We start from the raw sequence: 21,993 nt of genomic DNA, 5'->3' as shown, positions 1-21,993 counted from the left end.
AAGAAGGACTGAAAGGGATTTTTTGGTGAGTGTGCTTCAAAAGAACTTAGTTTTTTAACAACACATTTGGATCCATAGTTTGCACCATTTGCAAACGCTGGTCAGCATAGATGTCGGTATACGGTGCAAGGATGCGCATGAAACGATCGAAATACAGCATCTGTTTAAATAACAATGCAAAATCACGCGGGAAGCGAATACCGTGACGCTCGCCCACTACGACCATATCCATCATGATGTCATTCAAATCTGCTGGGTTTGAACTCAGCAATTCTTGCGGATCTGCCAATAACACACCACTGAATAAACGCTCAAGATCGGCAGCCAAAACTTGTGTATCAATCTGTACCGCGGTCATGCCCATTTTCAGCATGTTTTCCGCCATGAGTACATAATCCGTTTTTTGTAAGGCATCCATAAAGGCGATACAAGCTGTCCACACTTCAGGTTTCAACTGCCCCACAATTCCAAAGTCAATAAAACCCACACGACCATCATCAAGCAACATTAGGTTTCCAGCATGTAAGTCAGCATGGAAGCTATTACACATCATCAAACTACCAAACCATGTATTCATGGCGGTAATCAGGACTTGGGATGGATCTTTACAGCGCTGTTTCACCACATTGAAATCGGTTAATGGCACACCGTAAAGACGCTGCATGGTGAGTACACGGCGAGTCGAATATTGGTGATAGACCTTAGGTGCCATCGCCTTATGGTTTTGCGTGATATTGAGATAGTTCACAAAGTCATCCAGATTACTGGCTTCTTCAATAAAATCGACTTCTCGAACCATGCGGGTTTTGATTTCTTCTACAATGTCTGCAAGAGATGCAAATTTGACTTTAGGCACTGCTTTTTCTAAAACCTTGGTAGCCCAGTGCAGAACATTTAAGTCGGTATAGAGAATGGTTTCTACACCTGGCTTTTGTACTTTAATCACTACATCTTCACCCGTCACCAGCTTCGCGGCATGAACTTGCGCAATAGACGCTGAAGCTAACGGCGTTTCATCAATCGATGCAAAAATCTCAGACAGGTTTCGACCTTCAAACTCAGACGCTAAAACCCCTTGTACATAACTAAATGGTAAAGATGGGGTTTGGTCTAAACAGCCTTGAAACTCTTCAACATATTCACGTGGAAAAAGTGAAGGTGTACTCGCAATAAACTGACCCAACTTGATATAGGTTGAACCCAGAGACTCAAAGGTTTCACGCATCAGTTTGGCATTACTTGGTTTTTCAGTGGCGTACTTAATACCCGCACGTGCTGCAATGACTGCTGTTTCCCCAACACGGGCAACAGAACGCAGTCCATCTAAAAAGATATTGTTTTTCATAATATCGGTCAAAAATAAATTGTATTGAGTGTATCAAAGAATGAAAAAATTGCAGGCTTATCTTGCCTGACAAACTGGACAATCTGTATCTTTTTCGAAAGCAAGCAAACGTTGTTTCATACTTAGACCATCCCAAAGCAACAGGCGTTGTTTAAGTGCGGTTACATTTAAACCCAAATATAAGAGTGCATGGTGCGCTTGAAGACTGGCCAACACGTTTGGCGTGGTGGCGAGAACTCCCGAATCTGCACAGCGTAGGCTTTCACTCGCATGTTCTTCTTTCGGGAACAGACATTCATAGCAAGCGGACTCACCTTCCACCATAAACAGCTGCCCTTGAAAACCAATGGCAGATGCACTGATGAGTGGAACATTGGCTGCTTTACACTGCTGATTGACCAAATACCGTGTCGTAAAATTATCACAACCATCAAGAACTAAATCTTGACCTAAAATTAAGCTAGATGCATTGGCTGTATCAAGTTTTACGGCATGTGCATGGACTTGAATATAGGGATTAATCTGCTTTAAACGCTGGGCTAAAACCTCTGCTTTATAAAAACCGACATTGTTTTCTACATAGGCAATCTGTCTTTGGAGATTGCTCACTTCGATGGTATCAGCATCAATCAAGGTGATTTTCCCTACGCCAGCACGTGCCAATAACTCCGCAGTCATACAACCAATGCCGCCACAGCCAATAATGAGTACATTGGCCAACTTGAGTTTTTCTTGTGCCTCTATATCCCAACCGTCCAATAAAATCTGACGACTATAGAGGTGCATTTCAGCATTACTGAGTTCTAGACTTTCATCTAACTCGTCCATGATTCAGCCTTTTGCTAAAGAAAATGTTGATGGCGAATTATACCCATGAAACCAACGTTAGCTATGCACAAATTCAATAAATGCTATGTGCTTTAGATAGCTCAACTTTTTCATTTTTAAGTAATGGAGATTGAATCATAATAGTTGCCTAGTTAAATTTTCTTAGGCTATTTACACCTCTAGCTATATTTCGAGCAGCATTCCACAAGCCACATACCACTATAAATGGTTAAAAGAAAAAGCCAGCCTATTTAAAACTGACTGGCTTTAGCTTTAAGACCCTTTTATTTTTAAATTAAATGGCAGCTTGTAAAGTTTGCATCTTTGCCACTTCTTGCTGTTTCAGCAAATTACGTTGAATTTTTCCACTCGACGTTTTTGGCAAGCTTTCAACAAACTCAATTTCTTTCGGATACGCATGTTTAGATAAACGTGAACGCACATAGGCTTGGAGTTTGCTATCCAACTCTTTAGAGGCTTTGTGCTGTGGCTTTAGCACCACAAAAGCTTTCACCACTTCAGTGCGCTCTGGATCAGGCTTACCAATCACAGCTGACTCGAGTACTTCCACACACTCAAGCAAAGTACTTTCGACATCAAAAGGTCCAACTCGATAGCCTGACGTTGTAATGACATCGTCAGCACGTCCAACGAAGTCAATACCGCCAATTTCATTGAGCTTGACCGTATCACCAGTTAAATAATACTGTCCTACAAAGGATTTACGATTATTGCCACCATACCCTTTAAACCATGTCAGGGGTGACTGGCTAAAGTCTATCGCCAGCGTTCCAATTTCACCGCACTTCACTTCTTGGTGGTTCGCATCAAGTACAGCAAAGCGGTGTCCGGGGTTGGCAAAGCCTGCCGACCCGACTTTTTTCTCATGCTCCAGTGCATGATGGTTGGCAATCACCATGCCCAACTCAGTTTGTCCATATTGGTCATAAATGTTGACATTCAGATCATTATTGAACCAATGAATCACTTCTGGGGTCAAAGGCTCACCCGCACTACTAACAGCACGTAGGTGGGTTTTAATGGAAGGATCAAACTTTTCTTTAAAACCAAAGAACATCCGAAAAGCTGTAGGCGAACCCGTTAAGTTACTGACGCGATACTTTTTAATGACTTCAACTGCATGATCAACACTAAATGTACGCTCATCCATAATGATGCTATGCCCCAAGCTGAGCGGGCCAGTAATGCCGTAGTACAACCCATAAGCCCAGCCCGGATCGGCTAAGTTCCAGAAAGAATCGTCTTCTCTTAAATCGACTGCATGTTGCATATAACCCTTAAAAGCCAAAACCGCTTTTAAGGGGACAGGTACTGATTTGGCCAAACCCGTGGTGCCTGAGGTAAACATCATCAGGAAATCATCATCAAAGCTACGCAAAACAGCTTCACATTGATCGGACTGTTGTTTTGCTTCCTGCCAAAAATCAGCTTCATTGCTAGCTAAGTTTGTTCCCGCATTCACTGTAAGAATATGTTTGACTTCAACGTGATTTAGCTTTGGACGTTGCTCTGCATTGGTCACAATCAATTTAGTGTTTGCAGTTAAAACTCGATGTTCAATCGCCTTCGACTCAAAAGCAGTAAACAAAGGCTGATAAATCGCACCAATCCGCCATGTTGCTAAAATCGTAATCAGCAGTTCAGGCGTACGCGGTAACAGCCCTGCGATACAGTCACCTACTTGAATGCCAATACTTTTAAAATAATTTGCCAACTGAGCTGAGGCAACATCAAGCTGTTCAAAACTCCATTGCTCTGACTCGCCATTTTTTCCTTCCCAAATGAGTGCTGTTTTTTGCTGCCCTACATAGCGCTGACAGCACTCAATATAAGCATTCACTGCATTGGGTTGGCCGACCAATTGTTCTTGAATCAGTTGTTCATAGTTAAATTCTTGATGGGCTTGTTCTAATGTCTTCATCACGACAACCTCGCATTATCCATTTTTTAAGGCCAAATCCACTTTGGCCGTCCATGTTCTTTATCGTTTTAAGCGTTGAACTGACCTCATTGTCAGTCCTATATTATTGAAAATCTAGAGCAGCTTAGCTGCTCGACTTAATAATGGTAAATAACTGCTGCACCTAGATAACCATGTTTTAAATGCACCTACAATTTCCAAATCCCTCAATGAAAATGCAGGCTTTGAACATCGACCAAGGTCTAAAACTGAGTAGACTTAAACCTTGGTAACTTCACGTGCAATGACAAGACGCTGGATATCAGACGCCCCTTCATAAATCTGGCTCACACGGACGTCCCGATAAATTCGTTCAACTGGAAAATCTGAGACATAGCCATAACCACCATGAATTTGAATAGCATCAGAACAAACACGCTCCGCCATAGTTGAGGCAAACAGTTTGGCCATAGAAGCTTCTTTTAAACATGGCAAACCTGCATCCTTCAAAGCGGCTGCATGGAAAATTAACTGACGTGCCGCTTCAATTTGCGTCGCCATATCGGCTAAACGAAAAGCAACTGCCTGATGATGTACAATTTCAACACCGAAGGCTTTGCGTTCATTGGCATATTCAACTGCTGCATCTAAAGCGGCACGAGCCATACCCACTGATTGCGCTGCAATACCAATACGTCCCGACTCCAAATTCGAAAGCGCAATTTTGTAGCCCTCACCTTCCGCGCCTAGCAAATGATCTGCTGGAATTCGGCAGTTCTCCAAAACAATGGTTGCCGTATCCGAACAGTGCTGCCCCATCTTTTCTTCTATACGAGAGACAATATAGCCTTCGGTATCGGTTGGGACTAAAAAGCAAGAAATACCTTTCTTCCCCGCAGCTTTGTCTGTGACTGCAAAAACCAAAGCGACTTGCGCATGCTTTCCTGTGGTAATGAATTGCTTGGTTCCATTCAGCACCCACTCATCGCCCTCACGAACGGCCTTACATTCCAACGCACCTGCATCTGAGCCTGCTTGTGGTTCAGTGAGACAAAAACAACCCAACCACTCACCTGTGGCAAGCTTGCTTAAATATTTCTGCTTTTGAGCATCAGTTCCGTAGCGCTGGGTAATACCGCACGGCAGTGAGTTTTGCACACTGACAATGGTCGAAATCGCACCATCACCTGCTGCAATTTCCTCAAGTGCCACCACCAGTGAAATATAATCTAAACCCGCACCACCCCACTCAGGTGAAACAGTCATACCCAAAGCACCCAACTCACCTAGCTCTTTAAGTTCTTGCGCAGGAAACTGCGCTGTTTTATCACGTGCAGCCGCGGTTGGCTTCAGTTTTTCCTGCGAATAACTACGCAACATATCCTGAACCATTTTTTGTTCTTCATTTAAAAGCATGGAGTATCCCTTCTCTGTTCAGGTTATTAAATTTAATAAATATTTGATACACGGCGACCCATTCGCAACCTGAAAGCCTTTCAAAAGATAATGTTTCTGCGAGAAAGTAGTCTGTAAATTTAATAAAACAGGTTTTGCGAATGAAGATGGTTTTGCCTACTTTTTCCGAAAGAAAAGTAGGTCGAACCGAGGGTTATAAGAAGCCTTTACTTATCGACGCAAAGGCTCTGTCATAAACTCAAAGATCACAAGTCAAAATAAATTATTTAGGCTGCATACGAATCGCGCCATCTAAACGAATCACTTCACCATTCAAATAACTATTTTCAAAAATATGGCCTACCAGCTGAGCAAACTCCTGCGGTTTTGCCAAACGCTTCGGAAATGGCACCATTTCACCTAGCGCATCTTGTACATTTTGCGGCATCGCCTTCAACATTGGCGTTTCCATAATGCCTGGAGCAATGGCCATCACTCGAATTTTTTCACGTGCTAGCTCGCGTGCCAGCGGCAAAGTCATTGAGACAACCGCGCCTTTCGATGCCGCATAAGCGGTCTGGCCAATTTGTCCGTCATAGGCTGCAACCGAAGCTGTATTCACAATCACTCCGCGTTCTTCTTCACCAGCTTGAAGTTCATATTTCGCGATTAACTGCGCAGCAAAACGCAGCATATTAAAAGTACCTGAGACATTGATGTTTAATACTTTTTGGAATAACGCCAGCTCATGAATACCATCACGACCCAACACTTTGGATGAAGGTGCTACACCCGCACAGTTTACCAAACCATTCAACTGTGCATATTCCGCCTCGACTTCTTGGAAGAAACTTTGCGCAGCTTGCTCATCAGTAACATCGAGGCTTTTAAACTGAGAATTTTCACCCAACTCACGCTGTAGCTCTTCACCTAAAGCTTGGTTCATATCCACCAAAATGACTTTCGCACCTTGCTCAATCAAATGACGTGCTGTTGCTGCGCCTAAACCCGATGCTCCACCCGTGACGACAAAAACCTTCCCTTGAATCTTCATTTATTTTTCCTTGTATGATTGAATGCTACGACTTAAGAAGAAATGTAAACACAGAAGCACTTGAGTACAATTTCCAAATATTGCATCTTCCATGATGGTTTTGGACAATGCACAATAAAAATATGGAAGCCACTATGACTGCATCGGAACATGCAAATGCCCAGAAAGATTCCATTTCAATTGCTTTGGTACACGAAGCATTGTTTGAAGCAGAAAAGCAGGGATACGCAGTTGCAGATATTTTGAAAAATGCAGGTATCAATAGCGAATTGTTAAGTGCGACAAAAGCACGGGTCTCAGTTAATCAATATGCACAGCTCTGGACTGAACTGGCCAATGTCATGAATGATGAGTTTTTTGGAATGGATCGCCATGCTATGCGCCGTGGCAGTTTTCAGTTTTTATCTAAATCACTATTACACACCACCCAGCTCGACCAAGCCATTCAGCATATTTTGCAGTTTATGAATCTGGTACTAGATGACTTTAGCAGTCAACTCATGGTGCAAGAGCATTATGCCTATATTGTGATTTATGAACGGCAACAGCCCAAGCGAATGTTTAGTTACGCAACTTACATCATGCTGATTCATGCGCTTATGTGTTGGCTAGTAGGTCAACGGGTGATTTTGAATCAAATTCAACTCAAATGTGATGCGCCTACAGATGACATCGACTACAAAGTTCGTTTTTGTGAAAATATCCAGTATCAAATGGCTGAAAACTATATTCAGTTCGATGCCAATTATTTAAAAATGCCAATAAAACAGGACAGTAAATCGTGGTATCAATTTATTCAGCAAACCCCACATATTTTACTGACCCGTTATAAAAATCCACATTCAACCAGTGCCCAAATTCGTCGCTACTTAATGCAAGAGCCACCTATACAATGGCTTGAACTGTCTGAAATTGCCCATCATTTCAATATGTCTGAGGCGACTATTCAGCGGCGACTGAAAAGCGAAGGTTTCAGTTATCAGCAACTGAAAAATGATATACGCCGTGATATGGCGATTGAGCTGCTCAGTGACAGCCAAGTATCATTACAAGACATTAGCACTGAACTCAATTTTCATGATCCAAGTGCGTTCCACCGTGCTTTTAAAAAGTGGACTGGGGTCAGTCCCGGTGCTTATCGTCAAAATAAGGACGCTTAACTGAGGTCGATTGGTATAAGCAACTACGAGATACTCTTACTCTTTCTACATCACAAATCACTAGCCAATAAAATTCTCTCGTTCAAGTAAAACCGTAACATTCTATTGTTCTGATTTGGGTTTTTATTTGCCAAATGAAATGTCAACAGAGCTTATAAATTAAATTGTTTTTTGATGCTCATTCATCGGAAAATCAGGGTGCTGTCGCACTTTGTCACTGACTTCAAAAAATTAACTGCCATAGTGATCTCGTCATATTGTTCTTGACACAATGTTGAATAAAAACATCATGGAGGGAAAACATAAGTAGCCAATTAAATAAAAACTTAATGAAAAATATCGGATGGTTATCATTATTAGTGTGCAGTCAGCCAGTAATAGCCGACTCATACGTTTATGTGACCAATACCACCTCTGAAACAGTCTCCGTCAATATTAATCATCACGGTACACGCACCCTAACTCAAGGGAGTCAATGGGCTCAAGAAGCCACTCAAATTGCCCCTTATGAAACCAAACGTGTACTGCGTTATAACCGTTATACTGGGCTAAAGTCAGGCCAAACCTATAATTTTGATACCGTAATTACAGGCGGTGGTTCAAGCGTCACCCTGAAACAATCTATGACTGGCACTTGGTCTGGAAGTAATATTAAACATTCTGCATCTGGCAGTGATTTCTCTGCACCATGGTTCAACGACCGTAACATTCAGCGTTTCAACACCAATTATGCAGGAAAAACGGCGCAGACTGCTTTTAAAGCTGAATACACTGGTGGTTATGACGACTTCCACTACACCATCCATCAAAATACCGTGCCAGAACCTGTTGCCAGCAGTGCCGATGAGTTTAAAGTTTTAACCTACAATATTTATGCCCTTCCTTTAGTGGCAAGTAAAATTGATGAACGCTTAGAACAACTACCACAAAACCTAAAAGGCTACGACGCGATTTTATTCCAAGAGACCTTTGCTTCTGGTCGTACCGCCCTGTTGGCCAAATTAGCTCAGGAATATCCATACCAAACCTATATTCCAATCGGTTCAGGCTACAACATTTATGACAGCGGTATATTGGTTGCCAGTCGCCACCCGATTGTACAAACGGATCATTTTATTTACCCAAGCTGTACAGGGATTGACTGTTTTGCCGATAAAGGCGTGATTTATGCTGAAATTCTCAAGAATGGCAAAGCCTATCATGTGACCTCCACGCATACCGCATCGTTTGATACCGACGCGGCACGTGATATGCGCCAGCAACAATTTAAGCAAATCCGCGCTTTGGTCGATAAGCAAAATATTCCATCATTTGATGCAGTGCTCATGGGCGGTGACTTTAATGTCAACAAACTCCTGTGGCCTCAAGATTATGCGCAAATGCAAATTAACTTGAATGGTACAGTACCAGTCAGCACAGGATATACCGAATCGACCTTCGATCCACGTGTGAATAAACTCGCAGGTGCAGGACTTACGGGTGGCTCTACCGTAGAGTATTTAGACTACGTGGTGTCATCCAATAACCACCGTCAGCCTATGCAAGCACGTAATGATGTCCGCATTCTTCGCTCGGCTGTCGACCCCGTATTTATGACTTGGGACTTATCTGACCACTTCCCAGTAATGGGTCAATTCCAATACAACCCATAAGGAAGAACAATGAAGCGCTTTGGGCTTATCGCTTTGGTGCTGAGTGTATTGGTGATCGGTGTGGTGATATGGTTGGGCCTTGGCTCATCATATGCCACATCGGGTCAAACTCAGGCATCCTCACCGTCCCTTACAGAGACTGCTCAACCCAGCAGTTTGCAAGAGAAGCTTGCCGCTGCAAACAATGACGAGTCAAAAATGCAGCAACAACAGCAACAAGAATCCATCCAACAAATCATTCAACATTTTCAAAAAAATCCGGGCAATATCACACAATTCTTAAACCAGTTACAGCAAAACTGCCCTGATACCAACTGTCAGGCGTTATTAAAACAGGTACTGGCCGAATATCCAGATCAACAGTTTGCCCAGACTTTAAAACAATTGATAGAACGCCTACCACTGTACGAAAAAGAAATGCAAGCTAAAACCATGTCCACACAAATGACACCGCAACAGCGTTATCAGGAGATTTGGAACTTACGCGAACAGACTTTAGGTAAGCAAGAAACACAACTCGGCTTTGCTGAAGAAAAAGAGTTTGCCAGCTATCAGTTTGCTTATGGTGAGCTCTTGAGCCGCGCACTACACATGACCTTACAACAACGGCTGAGTGAACTTTCACAACTACAGCAACAATATAAAAACCCGAGCAAAAATATTGATGGTCAAAGTGGTAGTTATGATAAAGCCCTTAAATTGGCTTTAATTGGCGTCACCGACCCAATACAGCAACAAGAAATTACCCAACAAATTCGTAACAGTTACTTTTCAGGCAAAGAAGCGGCGCAGTTGGCTGAACGCGAACAACAAGTCGCTCGACAACAACAACAGATCGCCAGTTATCAATCTGAACTTGCTGCTCTCAACCAAGAAATGAACCAGCAAAAACAAAACTTAGCTGAAAGTGCATGGCAGCAGCAATATCAACTCCGTCTAGAACAACTGAGGCAAAAGCACTTTAACTAGTGGCTTAAACATTCATCATTCTCCACATCAAACAAAGACAGCTAAAGCAAGGTGATATACCTCATGTTGCTTTAGCATGTCCTTATAAATTGCAATTCTACAATGTTTTGAGTTCGCATCAGTGATGCGTAAAATAAAGACTATTGCAACGATAATATTAATAAAGTTATTATAATTTAATACCTTAAGAAAAAATAAAAGAACTTTTTTATTAAAACTCCACGATATTTCACATGGAATGCTTCTTTTTAACCTATACACGTTCATTAGATCAGTAGTGTGAAATGCAAATAGACACTCAATTTAATAAATTAAAGCTTTTCATTTACTTAACAAATCCATCTTTCATTTATCGGAATCTATTTGCAAAAAGTTCCAAAATGGATTATTTTTCAACCAATTTTAAAGCATTCTTTAATGCTTATTTTCCGGCTGTACTCCCCCTGTTTAATCACCTTATTTCTTTTAAAGGTTATGACATGCTTAAAATGATTGATGTTCTCGATCAACGTCTGGTGCAAAACTTTACTCAAGCTTTGCAGTCTCCTACCCCACAATTTGAAGAGCAATTGGATCAAGGTATTCTCAATGCATCAGACCTTGAATTAAATCATGCTGTTACTGCATTTTTTAATGAAGTTAATGCGATTGAAGCTGCTCAAGCGTTGGATATTAGCGCTGACCGTATTCAAGCCCTACAGTTAGGTGCATCGTTTAAAGATGAACAATATCTAGCTGATCTAAAGAAAATTGTGACACTTTGTCTTGCACTTGAAACTGATGCTTTAGAGCAAGTTGAAGTGTTTGACAGCTTACAAGACTATCCTATGTAAGCTTGCAAGCCCTTAAAAAAGCGACTATTACAGTCGCTTTTTTACATTCAAAATGAATGATTTAGTTATGCAATCTTCATATAAGAAGAAATTATTCTATGCTTTTTAAAGTTATTCTAAGAGGTGGTCCCACATGTTTGAACAACTAAAAGCTTATTTATAAGTGATACTCTGCTCTAGTTAAGCTACCTTATTTTGTTGTGGTAGCTGGTCATAGTAAAACTCATCTGGAGTCATTTTGTCCAGACTCGAATGAGGTCGTTTCAAATTATAAAATTCAAAATATGCGTTTAATTGCTTCTTCGCATCCAAAACATTGCTGTAGGCTTTGAGATACACCTCTTCATATTTAACGCTCCGCCATAATCGTTCAACCATCACATTATCAACCCATCGACCTTTACCATCCATACTGATTTGAATGCCATTTGATTTCAATACATCAATAAATGCATCACTGGTAAACTGACTGCCTTGGTCTGTATTAAATATTTCAGGTCGACCATATTTTTCAATAGCTTCATTTAATGTTTCTATGCAAAATGTAACCTCCATACTAATCGATACTCTATGCGCAAGTACCTTGCGGCTATGCCAATCAATCACAGCACATAAATAAACAAAGCCTTTTGCCATAGGGATATACGTTATATCCGTAGACCACACTTGATTACTGCGCTGAATAGCCAATCCTTTGAGCAGATATGGATATTTGCGGTGAGCTTGATTAGCCTGGCTTAAATTTGGTTTGCAATATAACGCATTAATGCCCATTTTCTTCATTAAAGTACGTGTATGACGTCGTCCTATATGATGTCCTTGACGATTCAACAAATCACGCATCATACGGCTACCTGCAAAAGGGTATTGCATATGTAACTCATCCATACACCGCATCAGCTTCAGATCTGATGTACTCACAGGTTTTGGGCGATAGTAATAACAACCACGGGAGACTTTCAGCAGCTGAGCTTGCTTAGATACTGAAATCTGAAGTGAGTCATCGATTAACTTTTGTGGTTGAAGCGGCCCAGTTTCTTCAACACACCTTCTAAAAAATCAATTTCTAATGCCTGCTCACCGATTTTTGCATGTAGTTTTTTTAGATCGATGGGTGGTTCTGTTGGAGCTTTTGATTGATCGAAAGCTTGCGAGGAAGCTGAAATCAGTTGATTTTTCCAGTCGATAATTTGGTTTTGATGAACATCAAATTCAGCACTCAATTCAGCAAGTGTTTTTTCTGCTTTAATCGCAGCAAGTGCTACCTTAGCTTTAAAATCATTTGAATGATTTCTTCTTGGTCTACGTGCCATAAAATACTCCATATATTGATGTTTATAACATCATTTGGGGAGCAAAATATCACTTATAAGTGTTGTTCAAATTTCCTGATCCACCTCTCTATACTCCAAAAACCACACAAAGTTCAATCAAGTTATTAAAATTCAGATACTTAAATCAAGATTATCTACTTATTTCAATTTAATATTTTGTTATCCATTTTTCTTTTTTTATTTTTCGCATACATAAGGTTAAAAGAACTCACAAATGAACTTATTTAAATGATGCAACATGAAAAACTTTAAACTACTGAGCACTTCACTGATTTTAGGTCTGATCGGCTCGTATGCCAATGCCGCTATTCCAAACACACTTAAACTCGATTATGCCTACTACGCACCAACCAGTCTTGTGGTGAAAGAGCAGAAATTGTTAGAAAAAGCCTTACCTAAAACTGAAATTAAATGGGTATTTAGCCAAGGCAGTAACCGTTCACTGGAATTTTTAAATAGCGGCAGTGTCGATTTTGCTTCAACCGCTGGACTTGCAGCCGTACTCAGTCGTGCCAACGGCAGTCCAATCAATACCGTTTATATCCAGAGCCAACCTGAATGGACTGCTTTGGTGGTTGCTAAAAACTCCCAAATTAAAAGCCTAAAAGACTTAAAAGGAAAAAAAATTGCCGCAACCAAAGGCACAGATCCATTTCTATTTACCTTACAAGCGCTGGATACAGTGGGTCTAAATAAACGTGATGTACAACTGGTTCATTTACAACATCCAGATGGCAAAACAGCTTTAGAACGTGGTTAAGTCGATGCTTGGGCAGGCTTAGATCCCTTGATGGCATCGGCACAAGTGCAGTCTGGCGCAAAACTGTTGTATCGAAATATTGGGTTTAACATTTATAGCGTGCTCAGTGTCAAAGAGTCTTTTACTCAGCAAAGTCCCGAAGCCATTGAAGCCATTGAAGCCGTGATTAAAGCTTATGAGCAAGCACGTAAATGGGCCAAAGCTAATCCAGAGAAATTGGCGGAGTTACTGGCACGCGAGTCCAAACTGCCGTTGAATGTCGCAAAATTACAACTAAGCCGTACCAACTTTGATCAAAACATTCCGTCAGCCAAACAGATTGCTGCATTACAAAAGTCTGGCGGCATTTTGAATGAAGAAGACTTAGTTCGTAAAGGCAGCAATGTTAATCAAGTCGTGACTCAGTTGTTTAAACCACAATATGCACAAAAGGTTGTAAGCAAATAATGACCAAGTCAGTCGCGAGCTCTTTCAGCCCTATTGTAGTGAAAAAGAGTTCCTCATTTCAGTTGAAATTGAAGAGTGTTCTCAAAGCGATCACCCTTCCAGCGCTCTTACTGATTGCTTGTGAATATCTAGTCCGTGCTGGTTTTATTGAACCTTATTTATTGCCTGCACCCAGTAGTCTATGGCAAACCTTTCTAGATTTATGGCAGGCCGATTTATGGATGCATGTATGGACCAGTACATGGCGAGTGTTTTTAGGCTTTTTTATTGGGAGTGCCCTAGCTTTAATATTTGCGATTTTGGTGGGACTCAATAAACAGGTTGAAGCATTTTTAGAACCTAGTTTTTCAGCGATCAAATCCATCCCGAGCTTAGCGTGGATTCCTCTACTTTTACTGTGGTTGGGAATTGATGAAGCATCGAAAATTACTCTAATTGCAATTGGCGCATTTTTTCCGACCTATACCAACACGGTCGCGGCTGTTAAAGGTGTTGATCGCAAGCTCATCGAAGTCGCACAAGTCTATCGACTGAAGTACTGGCAACAAGTGCAACAGATTATTTTGCCTGCAGCATCTCCGGGAATTTTAACGGGACTGCGCAACAGTTTAAGTTTGGCATGGATGTTTATGATTGCCGCAGAACTCATTGCAGCAACACAAGGCATAGGCTACTTACTGAGTGATGGCCGAGAAACTTCACGTCCTGATATTGTGATCTTAGCGATTATTCTTTTAGCCGTGCTCGGAAAATTCAGTGATAGCATCATGAAAGCCCTCGAGACTTGGCTACTGCGTTGGCGTGACGTATTTGGAACATAAGGTAGAAAAAATAAAAGCGCATCGAATGCGCTTTTATTTTGGAGGGAACAAAGAAATTATTGTGTCCACTGCCCTAAGGTGACGCGGTCATTTCCACCATAATCTTTCACCGTACGCACTTGTTTATAGCCCGCTTCTTTAAAGATTTTCTGTACAGCGTCACCTTGATCATAACCATGCTCAAGTACCACCCAACCATCGAGGGTTAAATGCTTTTTACCTTGCTGGATAATGACTTTTAAATCAGCCAAACCATGATCTGCCGCAACTAGGGCACGTTCAGGCTCAGTTGCTAAGACTTGCATGTGAGCATCATCAGCATCGATGTACGGCGGGTTCGATACAATCACATCAAAAAACTTTCGATTTAGCGGTGCAAACCAACTGCCACACACAAAAGTCACATCATTTAAGTCATGCTTTTCTGCATTTTGCTGTGCAACGGCTAAAGTTGGCTCATAAATATCGGTAGCCGTGATGTCCCATGTGTCCCGTTCACTGGCCAATGAAAGCGCAACCGCACCCGTCCCCGTGCCTAAATCGACAATGCGGGCATCTTCAGGTAAGTCTAAACGTAGTACAGTTTCTACCAATACTTCGGTATCTGGACGTGGCACTAAGGTGTCAGGAGTGACAATCAAATCGAGCGTCCAAAACGGCTGTGAACCTGTCACATAGGCCAAAGGTTCACCTGCTTCGATTCGTGCCAAGGCAGCAACATAGGCTTGCTCTTGCTCATCGGTCAGCACTTGATCTTTTTTCATAACCAAATCAAAAGAATCAATTTTGGTAATGTGTTCCAGCAACCATGCGTTCTCTTGACGTTCGTAACTCTCGGCTTCACCACGTAAAGCTAAAGCTTGGGCAATATTCATTATCCACCATTCTGCTGTGCAAGCATCGCAAGCTGATCTGCTTGATATTCACGATGTAAGCTATCTAATAGTTCAGTTAAATCGCCTTCCATAACCGCGTCTAACTTGTATAAAGTTAAGTTAATACGGTGATCGGTCATACGACCTTGCGGGTAGTTATAGGTACGGATACGTTCTGAACGATCACCCGAGCCGACCAAGTCACGGCGCATTTCAGAAGTTGCTGCATCAGCTGCTGCACGTTTTGCATTTTCCAAACGTGAAGCAAGTAAAGCCATCGCTTTGGCTTTGTTTTTATGCTGCGAACGCTCTTCCTGACATTCCACCACTGTTCCTGTTGGAATGTGGGTAATACGCACAGCCGAATCGGTTTTGTTGATGTGCTGACCACCCGCACCTGAGGCACGGTAGGTATCAATACGTAAGTCTGATGCATTAATCTCGACTGTTGTATCGACATCAATTTCAGGCAAAATCGCAACGGTACACGCCGAAGTATGTACACGACCCTGAGACTCCGTTGCAGGTACACGTTGTACACGGTGCGCGCCACTTTCAAACTTCAAGCGACCGTAAACGCCTTCACCATTCACCAAACAAATGATTTCTTTATAACCACCGTGTTCGCCTTCATTTTCAGACAACACTTCAATACGCCAGCCTTGTGATTCAGCGTACTTGGTGTACATGCGATATAAGTCACCTGAGAAAATAGCGGCTTCATCACCACCTGTTCCCGCTCGAATTTCCAAATATGCAGAGTTCGCATCATTTGGATCTTTCGGAATCATTAAAATATTTAAATCAGCTTCTAAAGACGCAATAATGGCTTTATTTTCTTTAATTTCTTCAACAGCCATTTCCTTAAAATCAGGATCTGACAGCATCGCTTCAGCCGTTTCAATATCAGCTTCAGCTTGTTTGTACTTGGTCCAAACTTCTGTGATTTCACTTAAATCACTATGTTCACGTGACAACTGACGAAAGCGTTTGTTATCCGAAATGACTTCTACATCTGCAAGTAATGCTGTTAATTCTTCGTGACGGTCAGAAAGTTGATCTAATCGTAAACGTAACGATTCTTTCATTAGGAAAATATCTCAATATAAAGGCTGCAATACAGTTTCACAGCACCAAAAAATTTGCGCTTAGTTTAACGGCTCTATCACGCAAAGAACATCTTTATTCAATCCTGAGCGATGTTTACTTTATACGCCTTAGTAGATTGATACACTTTTAAAGCATGTTTATGCCCTTACTAACGCTTAAAAAATGTAAAACAGTTTATTTCATATACACCTTTTTAATAGGCCATTTCAGCTCAAAATTCAGAGTGTGAACTGCATCACTCCTAGGTTTATCCACATTTGCATGATTTTGGATAAATTTCAGTCTGCTTATTCACATTTGTAATAAAACTGATACAAACAAGAAACCAATGGGTTTCAATTTAGTTTTAACTCTCCACAATTAACTGGAATCTTTTTGTTACATTAGCCACATCGAAAAAAGTAAGACAGTTCAACCAATGTTGGACATGGAGAAACACATGAAACTTAATACACTCTTAATGTCAGCAACATTAGCAACGGCATCTATGTTTACTGCAACTGCATATGCAGACAGCACAACTCGCGTTGCAGCAGCCAGTGCTTTAGGTAGTGTTGCAGGGACAGCAATTGGTAAAAACATGGGCGGCACAACTGGTGCAACTATTGGCGCAGCATTAGGTGGCGCGGGTGGTGCAGCAGTTGCAAGTGACAAACGTCACCGTACTGAATCTGCTATTGGTGGTGCCATCGGTGGTGGTGCGGGCTATACCGTAGGTAAAAGCATGGGCGGCACCAATGGTGGCTATGTGGGTTCTGCATTAGGTGCAGCGGGCGGTGCAGCACTCGGCAACAAAATCTCAAAAGATAAACAGTATGACTCTTACCATGGTAAAAAATGGAAGAAAAAACATAAACACCATTAATTAGCTGCATCGTAAAGATGTCATTGAAAGCACCTTCGGGTGCTTTTTTATGGCACAGATTTAGACGCAACAACACATCAGCCAAACTGGTAGAAAATACGAAGAGTCGTTACACAGCACTTACCAAAGCAACGGTTTCGATAAAGTTTCTCTTCATTATTCTTCCAACTTGTTTCGCTAAAGTGAAATCAAGACAAAATAGACATGCTCTTAGGAGTTTAAAAATGAAAATTAAATCAATTTTAATGAGCACCGTAATTGCAGCTTCTGCATTAACGATGACCACAACATATGCAGGTAATACAACCAATACTGCACTAACATCTGCATTAGGTGGTGTTGTCGGTGCCGCGATTGGTAACCAAATGGGTGGACAAACAGGCGCCATGATTGGTTCTGCCATTGGTGGTGGTGCAGGTGCAGCTGCTTCAGCCAACAAACGTGACCGTAATGGTGCAATCATTGGTGGAGCACTCGGTGGTGCAGGTGGTTATACCGTAGGTAAAAACATGGGCGGTACCAATGGTGGATATATTGGCGCAGGTCTAGGTTCAGCGGGTGGCGCAGTTCTAGGTAAAAAAGTCTCTGAAGACCGTCGTTATGATGACGAATATGACCGCCGTTACGACGACCGTTATGATCGTCGTTATGACAGCCGTGGCTACCGTAATAGCAATTATAAATATAATGGTCGCAACTACCGTGGTGACAATGGCCGTCACTTGGGCTGGTACAAAAACGGGAAACGTTAAGCACCGCATAAAACATTTTCAAATAAAAGAGCACCTTCGGGTGCTTTTTATTTATCTGACAACTACACTCAAAAAAATACTACATTGTTATGTTAAATACAGTAATCCCCTTTTTTTGTTTTTAAATGCATATGTGGCTAGTGCGGTTCAACGATATTGAATAGATATTTAGTTTCATTTTTAAATCAACACCTTATATAAAACAACTATAATATCGAATAAAATCGATATACAAAATAGCAGTTATATCGTATTATTTCGATATATGAAACGAAACTGAGAACTAGAATGCGCACGTTGTCCGAGACTCAATTTTCTATTTTAGAATTAGCTCCTGTCCGCGAAGATCAAACTGTACAACTCACTCTACAACATAGCTTAAAATTGGCTCAACAAGCTGAGCATTTAGGCTATAGCCGTCTTTGGCTTGCAGAACATCATAATATGGATGGTATTGCCAGCTCTGCAACTGCGGTGCTACTTGGCTATTTACTCGCGAATACCTCAACCTTAAAAGTGGGTTCTGGCGGTATCATGCTCCCAAACCATGCCCCACTGATCGTAGCGGAGCAATTCGGTACACTTGCAACACTCTATCCAAACCGGATTGAATTAGGTTTAGGTCGAGCACCAGGTACAGACCAAGTGACCATGCGCGCACTTCGCCGTGGCCGTCAAGAAACTGAAGATCAATTCCCACAAGATGTCTTAGAAATTCTGCATTACTTTAAGGACGCTGAGCCAAATCAGCGTATCATTGCAACTCCGGGGCAAGGGACACATGTGCCTGTATGGCTACTTGGTTCAAGCTTATTTAGTGCACAACTGGCAGCAAGACTCGGTCTTCCCTACTCTTTTGCATCACACTTTGCACCGCGCATGCTAAAACAAGCGATTCAGCTCTATCGTGAAAACTTTGAACCCTCTGAGTACTTATCCAAACCTTATGTGTCTATGGGTGTCCCGACGGTCGTTGCTGAAACCGATGCCGAAGCTGAATATCTAGCGACCAGTGCCTATCAACGGGTTTTAGGTCTCATGCGCGGTCAAAGTTTAAAGTTAAAAGCACCAATTGCCAGCATGGACGGTCTCTGGTCACCTGCGGAAAAAATGTCAGTAGACAGTTTTTATGCCATGGCGCAAATCGGCTCCAATGGCACGGTGAAAGAAGGCTTGAAACAGCTTCTTTTAGAATATGATGTCGATGAGTTCATTTTCACCTGTGACATCTATGACACGGACAAACGTTTAGAAAATTTTGAACGTCTCATGCAGATCAAAAATAGCTAAGTACAAATGAAGTTAATCGCCTTATGCGTATTAATACATACCCATAAGGCGACGTGCATAAATGAATAACTAAAATCTCAGCCGATACCTAAAAAATCTTCAAAACTCTGCAAAAACTGCTGCTATGTCTAGACTAAAGTTAGCGTGACTGCTCAGACAATTTATCACTTTGCCTTTTTAGAGCAAAAGCACTAAAAATAATAAATTAAGGAAAGACGATAAAAAACAATTAAGGATCAAGCATGGTCAATTTGCATTCAACAGACAACGTATCTGGTTTATTTCAAAACCATCCCGAATATTTTCAGCATTTTAAAGGGCAATTGATTACCGCATCAGAAATTAAACAACATGCTTTTACTGAACAACGTGTCGCAATTATTGGTACCAACCAGCATACAGTAACTGCCCTTGAATCGATTTGTCAGGTCGCTCAATCGGTCTATGTTTTTCAAAATGCGCCACAATTTATCTTGCCAAAAACAGAGCGTGGAATTCAGCGCTTAATTCAACATCCACTGGTTATTAAGAACCGACGCCTATTTAACACACGTATCAAATGCCTACTGGCTTTACGCTTCTTAGAAACCCAAGTTCAAGACCCATGGCTTAGACACCAACTCAAACCTAACTCCGCTGCCGATAAACTTAAATTTTTTAAGTCCGATCATTATTATCATGCCTTACAGCGCGACAACTGTAAGCTAATCACTTGGCCAATAGTCAAAATTCGAGAACATGATATTCAAAGTTTAGATGGTGCTGAATATCCAGTCGATGTGATCATTACCACCTATAGCCATTAACCATATAGGGTAAGTTTCCCTACTTACCCGTTGTTTATTTCGTCACACTTGTATACCGATAGCCTGTATTTGAACACTAATAACGTAAGTACTTTCCAGTCGGTCGACTGTTTTGATCCAATAAAGTGATATCAATCTTGTTTAAGTCTTTTGAAACACGAATATATGAACCGCGCTGCTCTTCGTCACAATGACAGTCATAATCTACTTCAATTGAACTTAACTGCTGTTTTTTGGTCTGAAAAACTGGTGTTGCTGTCAAAGCTTGGGCATGCATTTTAAAGGCTTGAATTTGATAGAGACCGTGACAACTATCGCCTTTGTAATAACTTTGAATCAGATAAATCGGCTGTGCACCCCATTTCACTTGATCAATCTTTAAAATATAGCCTGTTTCTAAAGGCTGAAGTTTAGTGGAATTGCTCGATTTCATCTGCACATAGGATGAAAATTCACCCATAGTACCGCCACCGCCTACATCAAAGGTATAGAATTTAAGCAGTTGGTCCGGTGAGGCATTAATCTTTAGTCTAAGATTTTCAGTCAATTTGGGGAAAGAATAAGCATAACTTTCTGCATTTTCACGGATTAAATCAATCACATCATTTTCGATCTGTTGATTCACCGCATAAAAATCTAGCGCTGCATATTTTTGATCAATCGCCTGCTCAGCCTGTTGAATTGATATATTTCGCGCATATAAAGCCATATTAAAATGAGCACAACAAAATACACCTAATAGGCATTTTGATATTATTTTCATTTGATCTAATCTGTATTTTTATATTGATCAATATTATAAAGCATCATCAATATGACGCTTTATAATGTAATGACAATATCAACCAATGCGACGTTTTAAACCCGTCATTTGGAGTACACGAGTTGAAATTTCTTCAATCGACATTTCCGAGACATTTAAGTATTTAATCCCTTCAGAGATATAAATCCCTTCAATTGCGCGAAGCTCCATTTGGCACTGGCTGAAGCTTGCATAACGGCTATTGGCTTTACGTTCAGAGCGAATAGCAACAAGACGTTCAGCATCAATCATCAAACCAAAAAGCTTCTGTTTATGCGCGCGAAGTACCGCAGGTAAACGGTTGTCATCCAAGTCTTCTTCAGTCAATGGATAGTTTGCAACACGAATACCAAACTGTAATGACAAATAAATTGACGTCGGTGTTTTACCCGAACGTGACACCCCAATCAGAATCAGATCGGCCTTGTCATAGTGGCGTGTACGTGCACCGTCATCGTTATCTAAAGCAAAATGCACCGCATCAATACGTGCTTTATAAGACTCCGAATCAGTCACCGCATGGGTCTGTCCGACTAAAGTTGTAGGCGGTGTTCCCAGCTCCTCAGACAATTTACTAATAAGCCCTTCAAATACATCAAGATTTATAGCATTTGCAGTATTAATAATGTCACGCACGTACGGGTCAACTAAAGTGTCAAAAACCAGTGGCTTTTGTCCGTCTTGTTGTGCCATTAAATTGATCTCAGCAACCACATTTGTAGCAGCTTCTTCAGAGCTAATATAAGGAATAATATGAATGTCAAAGTCAACATTTGGAAACTGCGCCAATAGCGAGTGCCCAAGGGTTTCAGCAGTAATTGCAGTACCATCAGATACAAAAAAAACACTCCGCTTAAATTGTTTACTTCCTGACATTAAAATTCTCCTCAAAAATTTGTCTTAGTGCTATATAATCTTTATAGTAAACCGATCTTACATGACTGTCGCTTAGTAAAATCAAAAAGCTAAGTAGA

At 41.3% G+C, this 21,993-nt stretch carries 19 protein-coding genes and 1 pseudogene; 10 read left to right on the top strand and 10 right to left on the bottom strand.

Translation table 11 applies throughout. The features are described 5' to 3' along the window. Nucleotides 1-46: 46 nt before the first annotated feature. The 5 genes from AC4CU3_RS15615 to AC4CU3_RS15595 all read right to left on the bottom strand — a co-directional run bounded on the left by AC4CU3_RS15615 (nucleotide 47) and on the right by AC4CU3_RS15595 (nucleotide 6,543). Nucleotides 47-1,345, bottom strand: a complete 1,299-nt coding sequence (locus AC4CU3_RS15615) for an ABC1 kinase family protein (protein WP_279043101.1) — start codon at nucleotides 1,343-1,345, stop codon at nucleotides 47-49. Between the two features lie 57 nt (nucleotides 1,346-1,402). Then, the gene (locus tag AC4CU3_RS15610) at nucleotides 1,403-2,173 is read right to left on the bottom strand and encodes a HesA/MoeB/ThiF family protein (protein WP_279043099.1); all 771 of its coding nucleotides are present in this window, start codon (nucleotides 2,171-2,173) and stop codon (nucleotides 1,403-1,405) included. A gap of 295 nt (nucleotides 2,174-2,468) precedes the next feature. Then, on the bottom strand, nucleotides 2,469-4,115 hold the full coding sequence (locus AC4CU3_RS15605; RefSeq protein WP_279043097.1) for an AMP-binding protein: 1,647 nt from the start codon (nucleotides 4,113-4,115) through the stop codon (nucleotides 2,469-2,471). A 258-nt stretch (nucleotides 4,116-4,373) separates the two neighbouring features. Continuing rightward, nucleotides 4,374-5,510 carry an acyl-CoA dehydrogenase family protein gene (locus AC4CU3_RS15600; RefSeq protein WP_279043095.1) on the bottom strand — a complete coding sequence of 379 codons (1,137 nt, stop codon included), beginning with the start codon at nucleotides 5,508-5,510 and terminating at the stop codon, nucleotides 4,374-4,376. A 262-nt stretch (nucleotides 5,511-5,772) separates the two neighbouring features. Beyond that, nucleotides 5,773-6,543 carry an SDR family NAD(P)-dependent oxidoreductase gene (locus tag AC4CU3_RS15595; protein ID WP_058869853.1) on the bottom strand — a complete coding sequence of 257 codons (771 nt, stop codon included), beginning with the start codon at nucleotides 6,541-6,543 and terminating at the stop codon, nucleotides 5,773-5,775. Nucleotides 6,544-6,677: 134 nt separating this feature from the next. Here AC4CU3_RS15595 and AC4CU3_RS15590 point away from each other — a divergent pair, with 134 nt between their 5' ends. The 4 genes from AC4CU3_RS15590 (at nucleotide 6,678) to AC4CU3_RS15575 (ending at nucleotide 11,157) form a co-directional block, all read left to right on the top strand. Next, complete coding sequence (locus tag AC4CU3_RS15590) at nucleotides 6,678-7,703, top strand: AraC family transcriptional regulator (RefSeq protein ID WP_058869854.1); 1,026 nt, start codon at nucleotides 6,678-6,680, stop codon at nucleotides 7,701-7,703. 329 nt (nucleotides 7,704-8,032) lie between these two features. Further along, complete coding sequence (locus AC4CU3_RS15585; protein ID WP_279043092.1) at nucleotides 8,033-9,355, top strand: sphingomyelin phosphodiesterase; 1,323 nt, start codon at nucleotides 8,033-8,035, stop codon at nucleotides 9,353-9,355. Between the two features lie 9 nt (nucleotides 9,356-9,364). Beyond that, nucleotides 9,365-10,324 (top strand): hypothetical protein, encoded by a 960-nt coding sequence (locus AC4CU3_RS15580; RefSeq protein WP_236770321.1) that lies wholly within the window; start codon nucleotides 9,365-9,367, stop codon nucleotides 10,322-10,324. Nucleotides 10,325-10,803: 479 nt separating this feature from the next. Further along, complete coding sequence (locus AC4CU3_RS15575; protein WP_029575052.1) at nucleotides 10,804-11,157, top strand: hypothetical protein; 354 nt, start codon at nucleotides 10,804-10,806, stop codon at nucleotides 11,155-11,157. 180 nt (nucleotides 11,158-11,337) lie between these two features. Here the strand turns inward: AC4CU3_RS15575 and AC4CU3_RS15570 are convergent. Further along, nucleotides 11,338-12,482, bottom strand: a protein-coding gene (locus AC4CU3_RS15570; RefSeq protein WP_126624276.1) for an IS3 family transposase whose coding sequence is annotated in 2 segments (ribosomal slippage) — nucleotides 11,338-12,218 and nucleotides 12,218-12,482 — 1,146 coding nt in all. Because the reading frame shifts where the segments join, the coding sequence is not laid out codon by codon here. 247 nt (nucleotides 12,483-12,729) lie between these two features. On the opposite strand from AC4CU3_RS15570, the pseudogene AC4CU3_RS15565 reads away from it, so the two are divergent. Further along, nucleotides 12,730-13,698, top strand: a pseudogene (locus AC4CU3_RS15565) (aliphatic sulfonate ABC transporter substrate-binding protein). Next, the gene (locus AC4CU3_RS15560; RefSeq protein WP_236770230.1) at nucleotides 13,698-14,519 is read left to right on the top strand and encodes an ABC transporter permease; all 822 of its coding nucleotides are present in this window, start codon (nucleotides 13,698-13,700) and stop codon (nucleotides 14,517-14,519) included. The pseudogene AC4CU3_RS15565 and the gene AC4CU3_RS15560 overlap by 1 nt, the downstream one beginning before the upstream one ends. A gap of 56 nt (nucleotides 14,520-14,575) precedes the next feature. On the opposite strand, the gene prmC is transcribed toward AC4CU3_RS15560, so the two are convergent. Both prmC and prfA read right to left on the bottom strand, forming a co-directional pair. Next, nucleotides 14,576-15,394 (bottom strand): peptide chain release factor N(5)-glutamine methyltransferase, encoded by an 819-nt coding sequence (gene prmC, locus AC4CU3_RS15555; RefSeq protein ID WP_148825823.1) that lies wholly within the window; start codon nucleotides 15,392-15,394, stop codon nucleotides 14,576-14,578. Further along, entirely contained in the window at nucleotides 15,394-16,482 is a 1,089-nt protein-coding gene (gene prfA / locus AC4CU3_RS15550) for a peptide chain release factor 1 (protein WP_004982013.1), read from the bottom strand. Before prfA ends, prmC begins: the two co-directional genes overlap by 1 nt. Nucleotides 16,483-16,943: 461 nt before the next feature. Between prfA and AC4CU3_RS15545 the strand changes: the two genes are divergently transcribed. The 4 genes from AC4CU3_RS15545 (at nucleotide 16,944) to AC4CU3_RS15530 (ending at nucleotide 20,217) form a co-directional block, all read left to right on the top strand. Next, on the top strand, nucleotides 16,944-17,369 hold the full coding sequence (locus AC4CU3_RS15545; RefSeq protein ID WP_004696467.1) for a glycine zipper domain-containing protein: 426 nt from the start codon (nucleotides 16,944-16,946) through the stop codon (nucleotides 17,367-17,369). A 224-nt stretch (nucleotides 17,370-17,593) separates the two neighbouring features. Further along, complete coding sequence (locus AC4CU3_RS15540) at nucleotides 17,594-18,121, top strand: YMGG-like glycine zipper-containing protein (protein ID WP_010327030.1); 528 nt, start codon at nucleotides 17,594-17,596, stop codon at nucleotides 18,119-18,121. Between the two features lie 288 nt (nucleotides 18,122-18,409). Then, nucleotides 18,410-19,411 carry an LLM class flavin-dependent oxidoreductase gene (locus tag AC4CU3_RS15535; protein ID WP_236770229.1) on the top strand — a complete coding sequence of 334 codons (1,002 nt, stop codon included), beginning with the start codon at nucleotides 18,410-18,412 and terminating at the stop codon, nucleotides 19,409-19,411. 242 nt (nucleotides 19,412-19,653) lie between these two features. Then, nucleotides 19,654-20,217, top strand: coding sequence for an NAD(P)/FAD-dependent oxidoreductase (locus AC4CU3_RS15530; RefSeq protein WP_010327032.1), 564 nt, complete (start codon nucleotides 19,654-19,656; stop codon nucleotides 20,215-20,217). A 76-nt stretch (nucleotides 20,218-20,293) separates the two neighbouring features. Here the strand turns inward: AC4CU3_RS15530 and AC4CU3_RS15525 are convergent, their stop codons facing one another. Then, nucleotides 20,294-20,926, bottom strand: a complete 633-nt coding sequence (locus AC4CU3_RS15525) for a hypothetical protein (RefSeq protein ID WP_236770228.1) — start codon at nucleotides 20,924-20,926, stop codon at nucleotides 20,294-20,296. 132 nt (nucleotides 20,927-21,058) lie between these two features. Then, nucleotides 21,059-21,895, bottom strand: a complete 837-nt coding sequence (gene ppsR, locus AC4CU3_RS15520) for a posphoenolpyruvate synthetase regulatory kinase/phosphorylase PpsR (RefSeq protein ID WP_236770227.1) — start codon at nucleotides 21,893-21,895, stop codon at nucleotides 21,059-21,061. Nucleotides 21,896-21,993: the final 98 nt, after the last annotated feature.

This window comes from Acinetobacter sp. 802_lipA, assembly GCF_058242885.1.
Note: the sequence above shows the minus strand (reverse complement) of the source record. Positions and strands in the feature narration are given on the sequence as shown.

Coding starts and splice junctions, on each gene's coding strand:
- AC4CU3_RS15525 (WP_236770228.1), bottom strand. CDS start 20,926: ATGGCTTTATATGCGCGAAATATATCAATTCAACAGGCTGAGCAGGCG.
- AC4CU3_RS15600 (WP_279043095.1), bottom strand. CDS start 5,510: ATGCTTTTAAATGAAGAACAAAAAATGGTTCAGGATATGTTGCGTAGT.
- AC4CU3_RS15610 (WP_279043099.1), bottom strand. CDS start 2,173: ATGGACGAGTTAGATGAAAGTCTAGAACTCAGTAATGCTGAAATGCAC.
- AC4CU3_RS15580 (WP_236770321.1), top strand. CDS start 9,365: ATGAAGCGCTTTGGGCTTATCGCTTTGGTGCTGAGTGTATTGGTGATC.
- AC4CU3_RS15535 (WP_236770229.1), top strand. CDS start 18,410: ATGCGCACGTTGTCCGAGACTCAATTTTCTATTTTAGAATTAGCTCCT.
- prfA (WP_004982013.1), bottom strand. CDS start 16,482: ATGAAAGAATCGTTACGTTTACGATTAGATCAACTTTCTGACCGTCAC.
- AC4CU3_RS15595 (WP_058869853.1), bottom strand. CDS start 6,543: ATGAAGATTCAAGGGAAGGTTTTTGTCGTCACGGGTGGAGCATCGGGT.
- ppsR (WP_236770227.1), bottom strand. CDS start 21,895: ATGTCAGGAAGTAAACAATTTAAGCGGAGTGTTTTTTTTGTATCTGAT.
- AC4CU3_RS15585 (WP_279043092.1), top strand. CDS start 8,033: ATGAAAAATATCGGATGGTTATCATTATTAGTGTGCAGTCAGCCAGTA.
- AC4CU3_RS15540 (WP_010327030.1), top strand. CDS start 17,594: ATGAAAATTAAATCAATTTTAATGAGCACCGTAATTGCAGCTTCTGCA.
- AC4CU3_RS15545 (WP_004696467.1), top strand. CDS start 16,944: ATGAAACTTAATACACTCTTAATGTCAGCAACATTAGCAACGGCATCT.
- AC4CU3_RS15560 (WP_236770230.1), top strand. CDS start 13,698: ATGACCAAGTCAGTCGCGAGCTCTTTCAGCCCTATTGTAGTGAAAAAG.
- AC4CU3_RS15605 (WP_279043097.1), bottom strand. CDS start 4,115: ATGAAGACATTAGAACAAGCCCATCAAGAATTTAACTATGAACAACTG.
- AC4CU3_RS15530 (WP_010327032.1), top strand. CDS start 19,654: ATGGTCAATTTGCATTCAACAGACAACGTATCTGGTTTATTTCAAAAC.
- AC4CU3_RS15590 (WP_058869854.1), top strand. CDS start 6,678: ATGACTGCATCGGAACATGCAAATGCCCAGAAAGATTCCATTTCAATT.
- prmC (WP_148825823.1), bottom strand. CDS start 15,394: ATGAATATTGCCCAAGCTTTAGCTTTACGTGGTGAAGCCGAGAGTTAC.
- AC4CU3_RS15575 (WP_029575052.1), top strand. CDS start 10,804: ATGCTTAAAATGATTGATGTTCTCGATCAACGTCTGGTGCAAAACTTT.
- AC4CU3_RS15615 (WP_279043101.1), bottom strand. CDS start 1,345: ATGAAAAACAATATCTTTTTAGATGGACTGCGTTCTGTTGCCCGTGTT.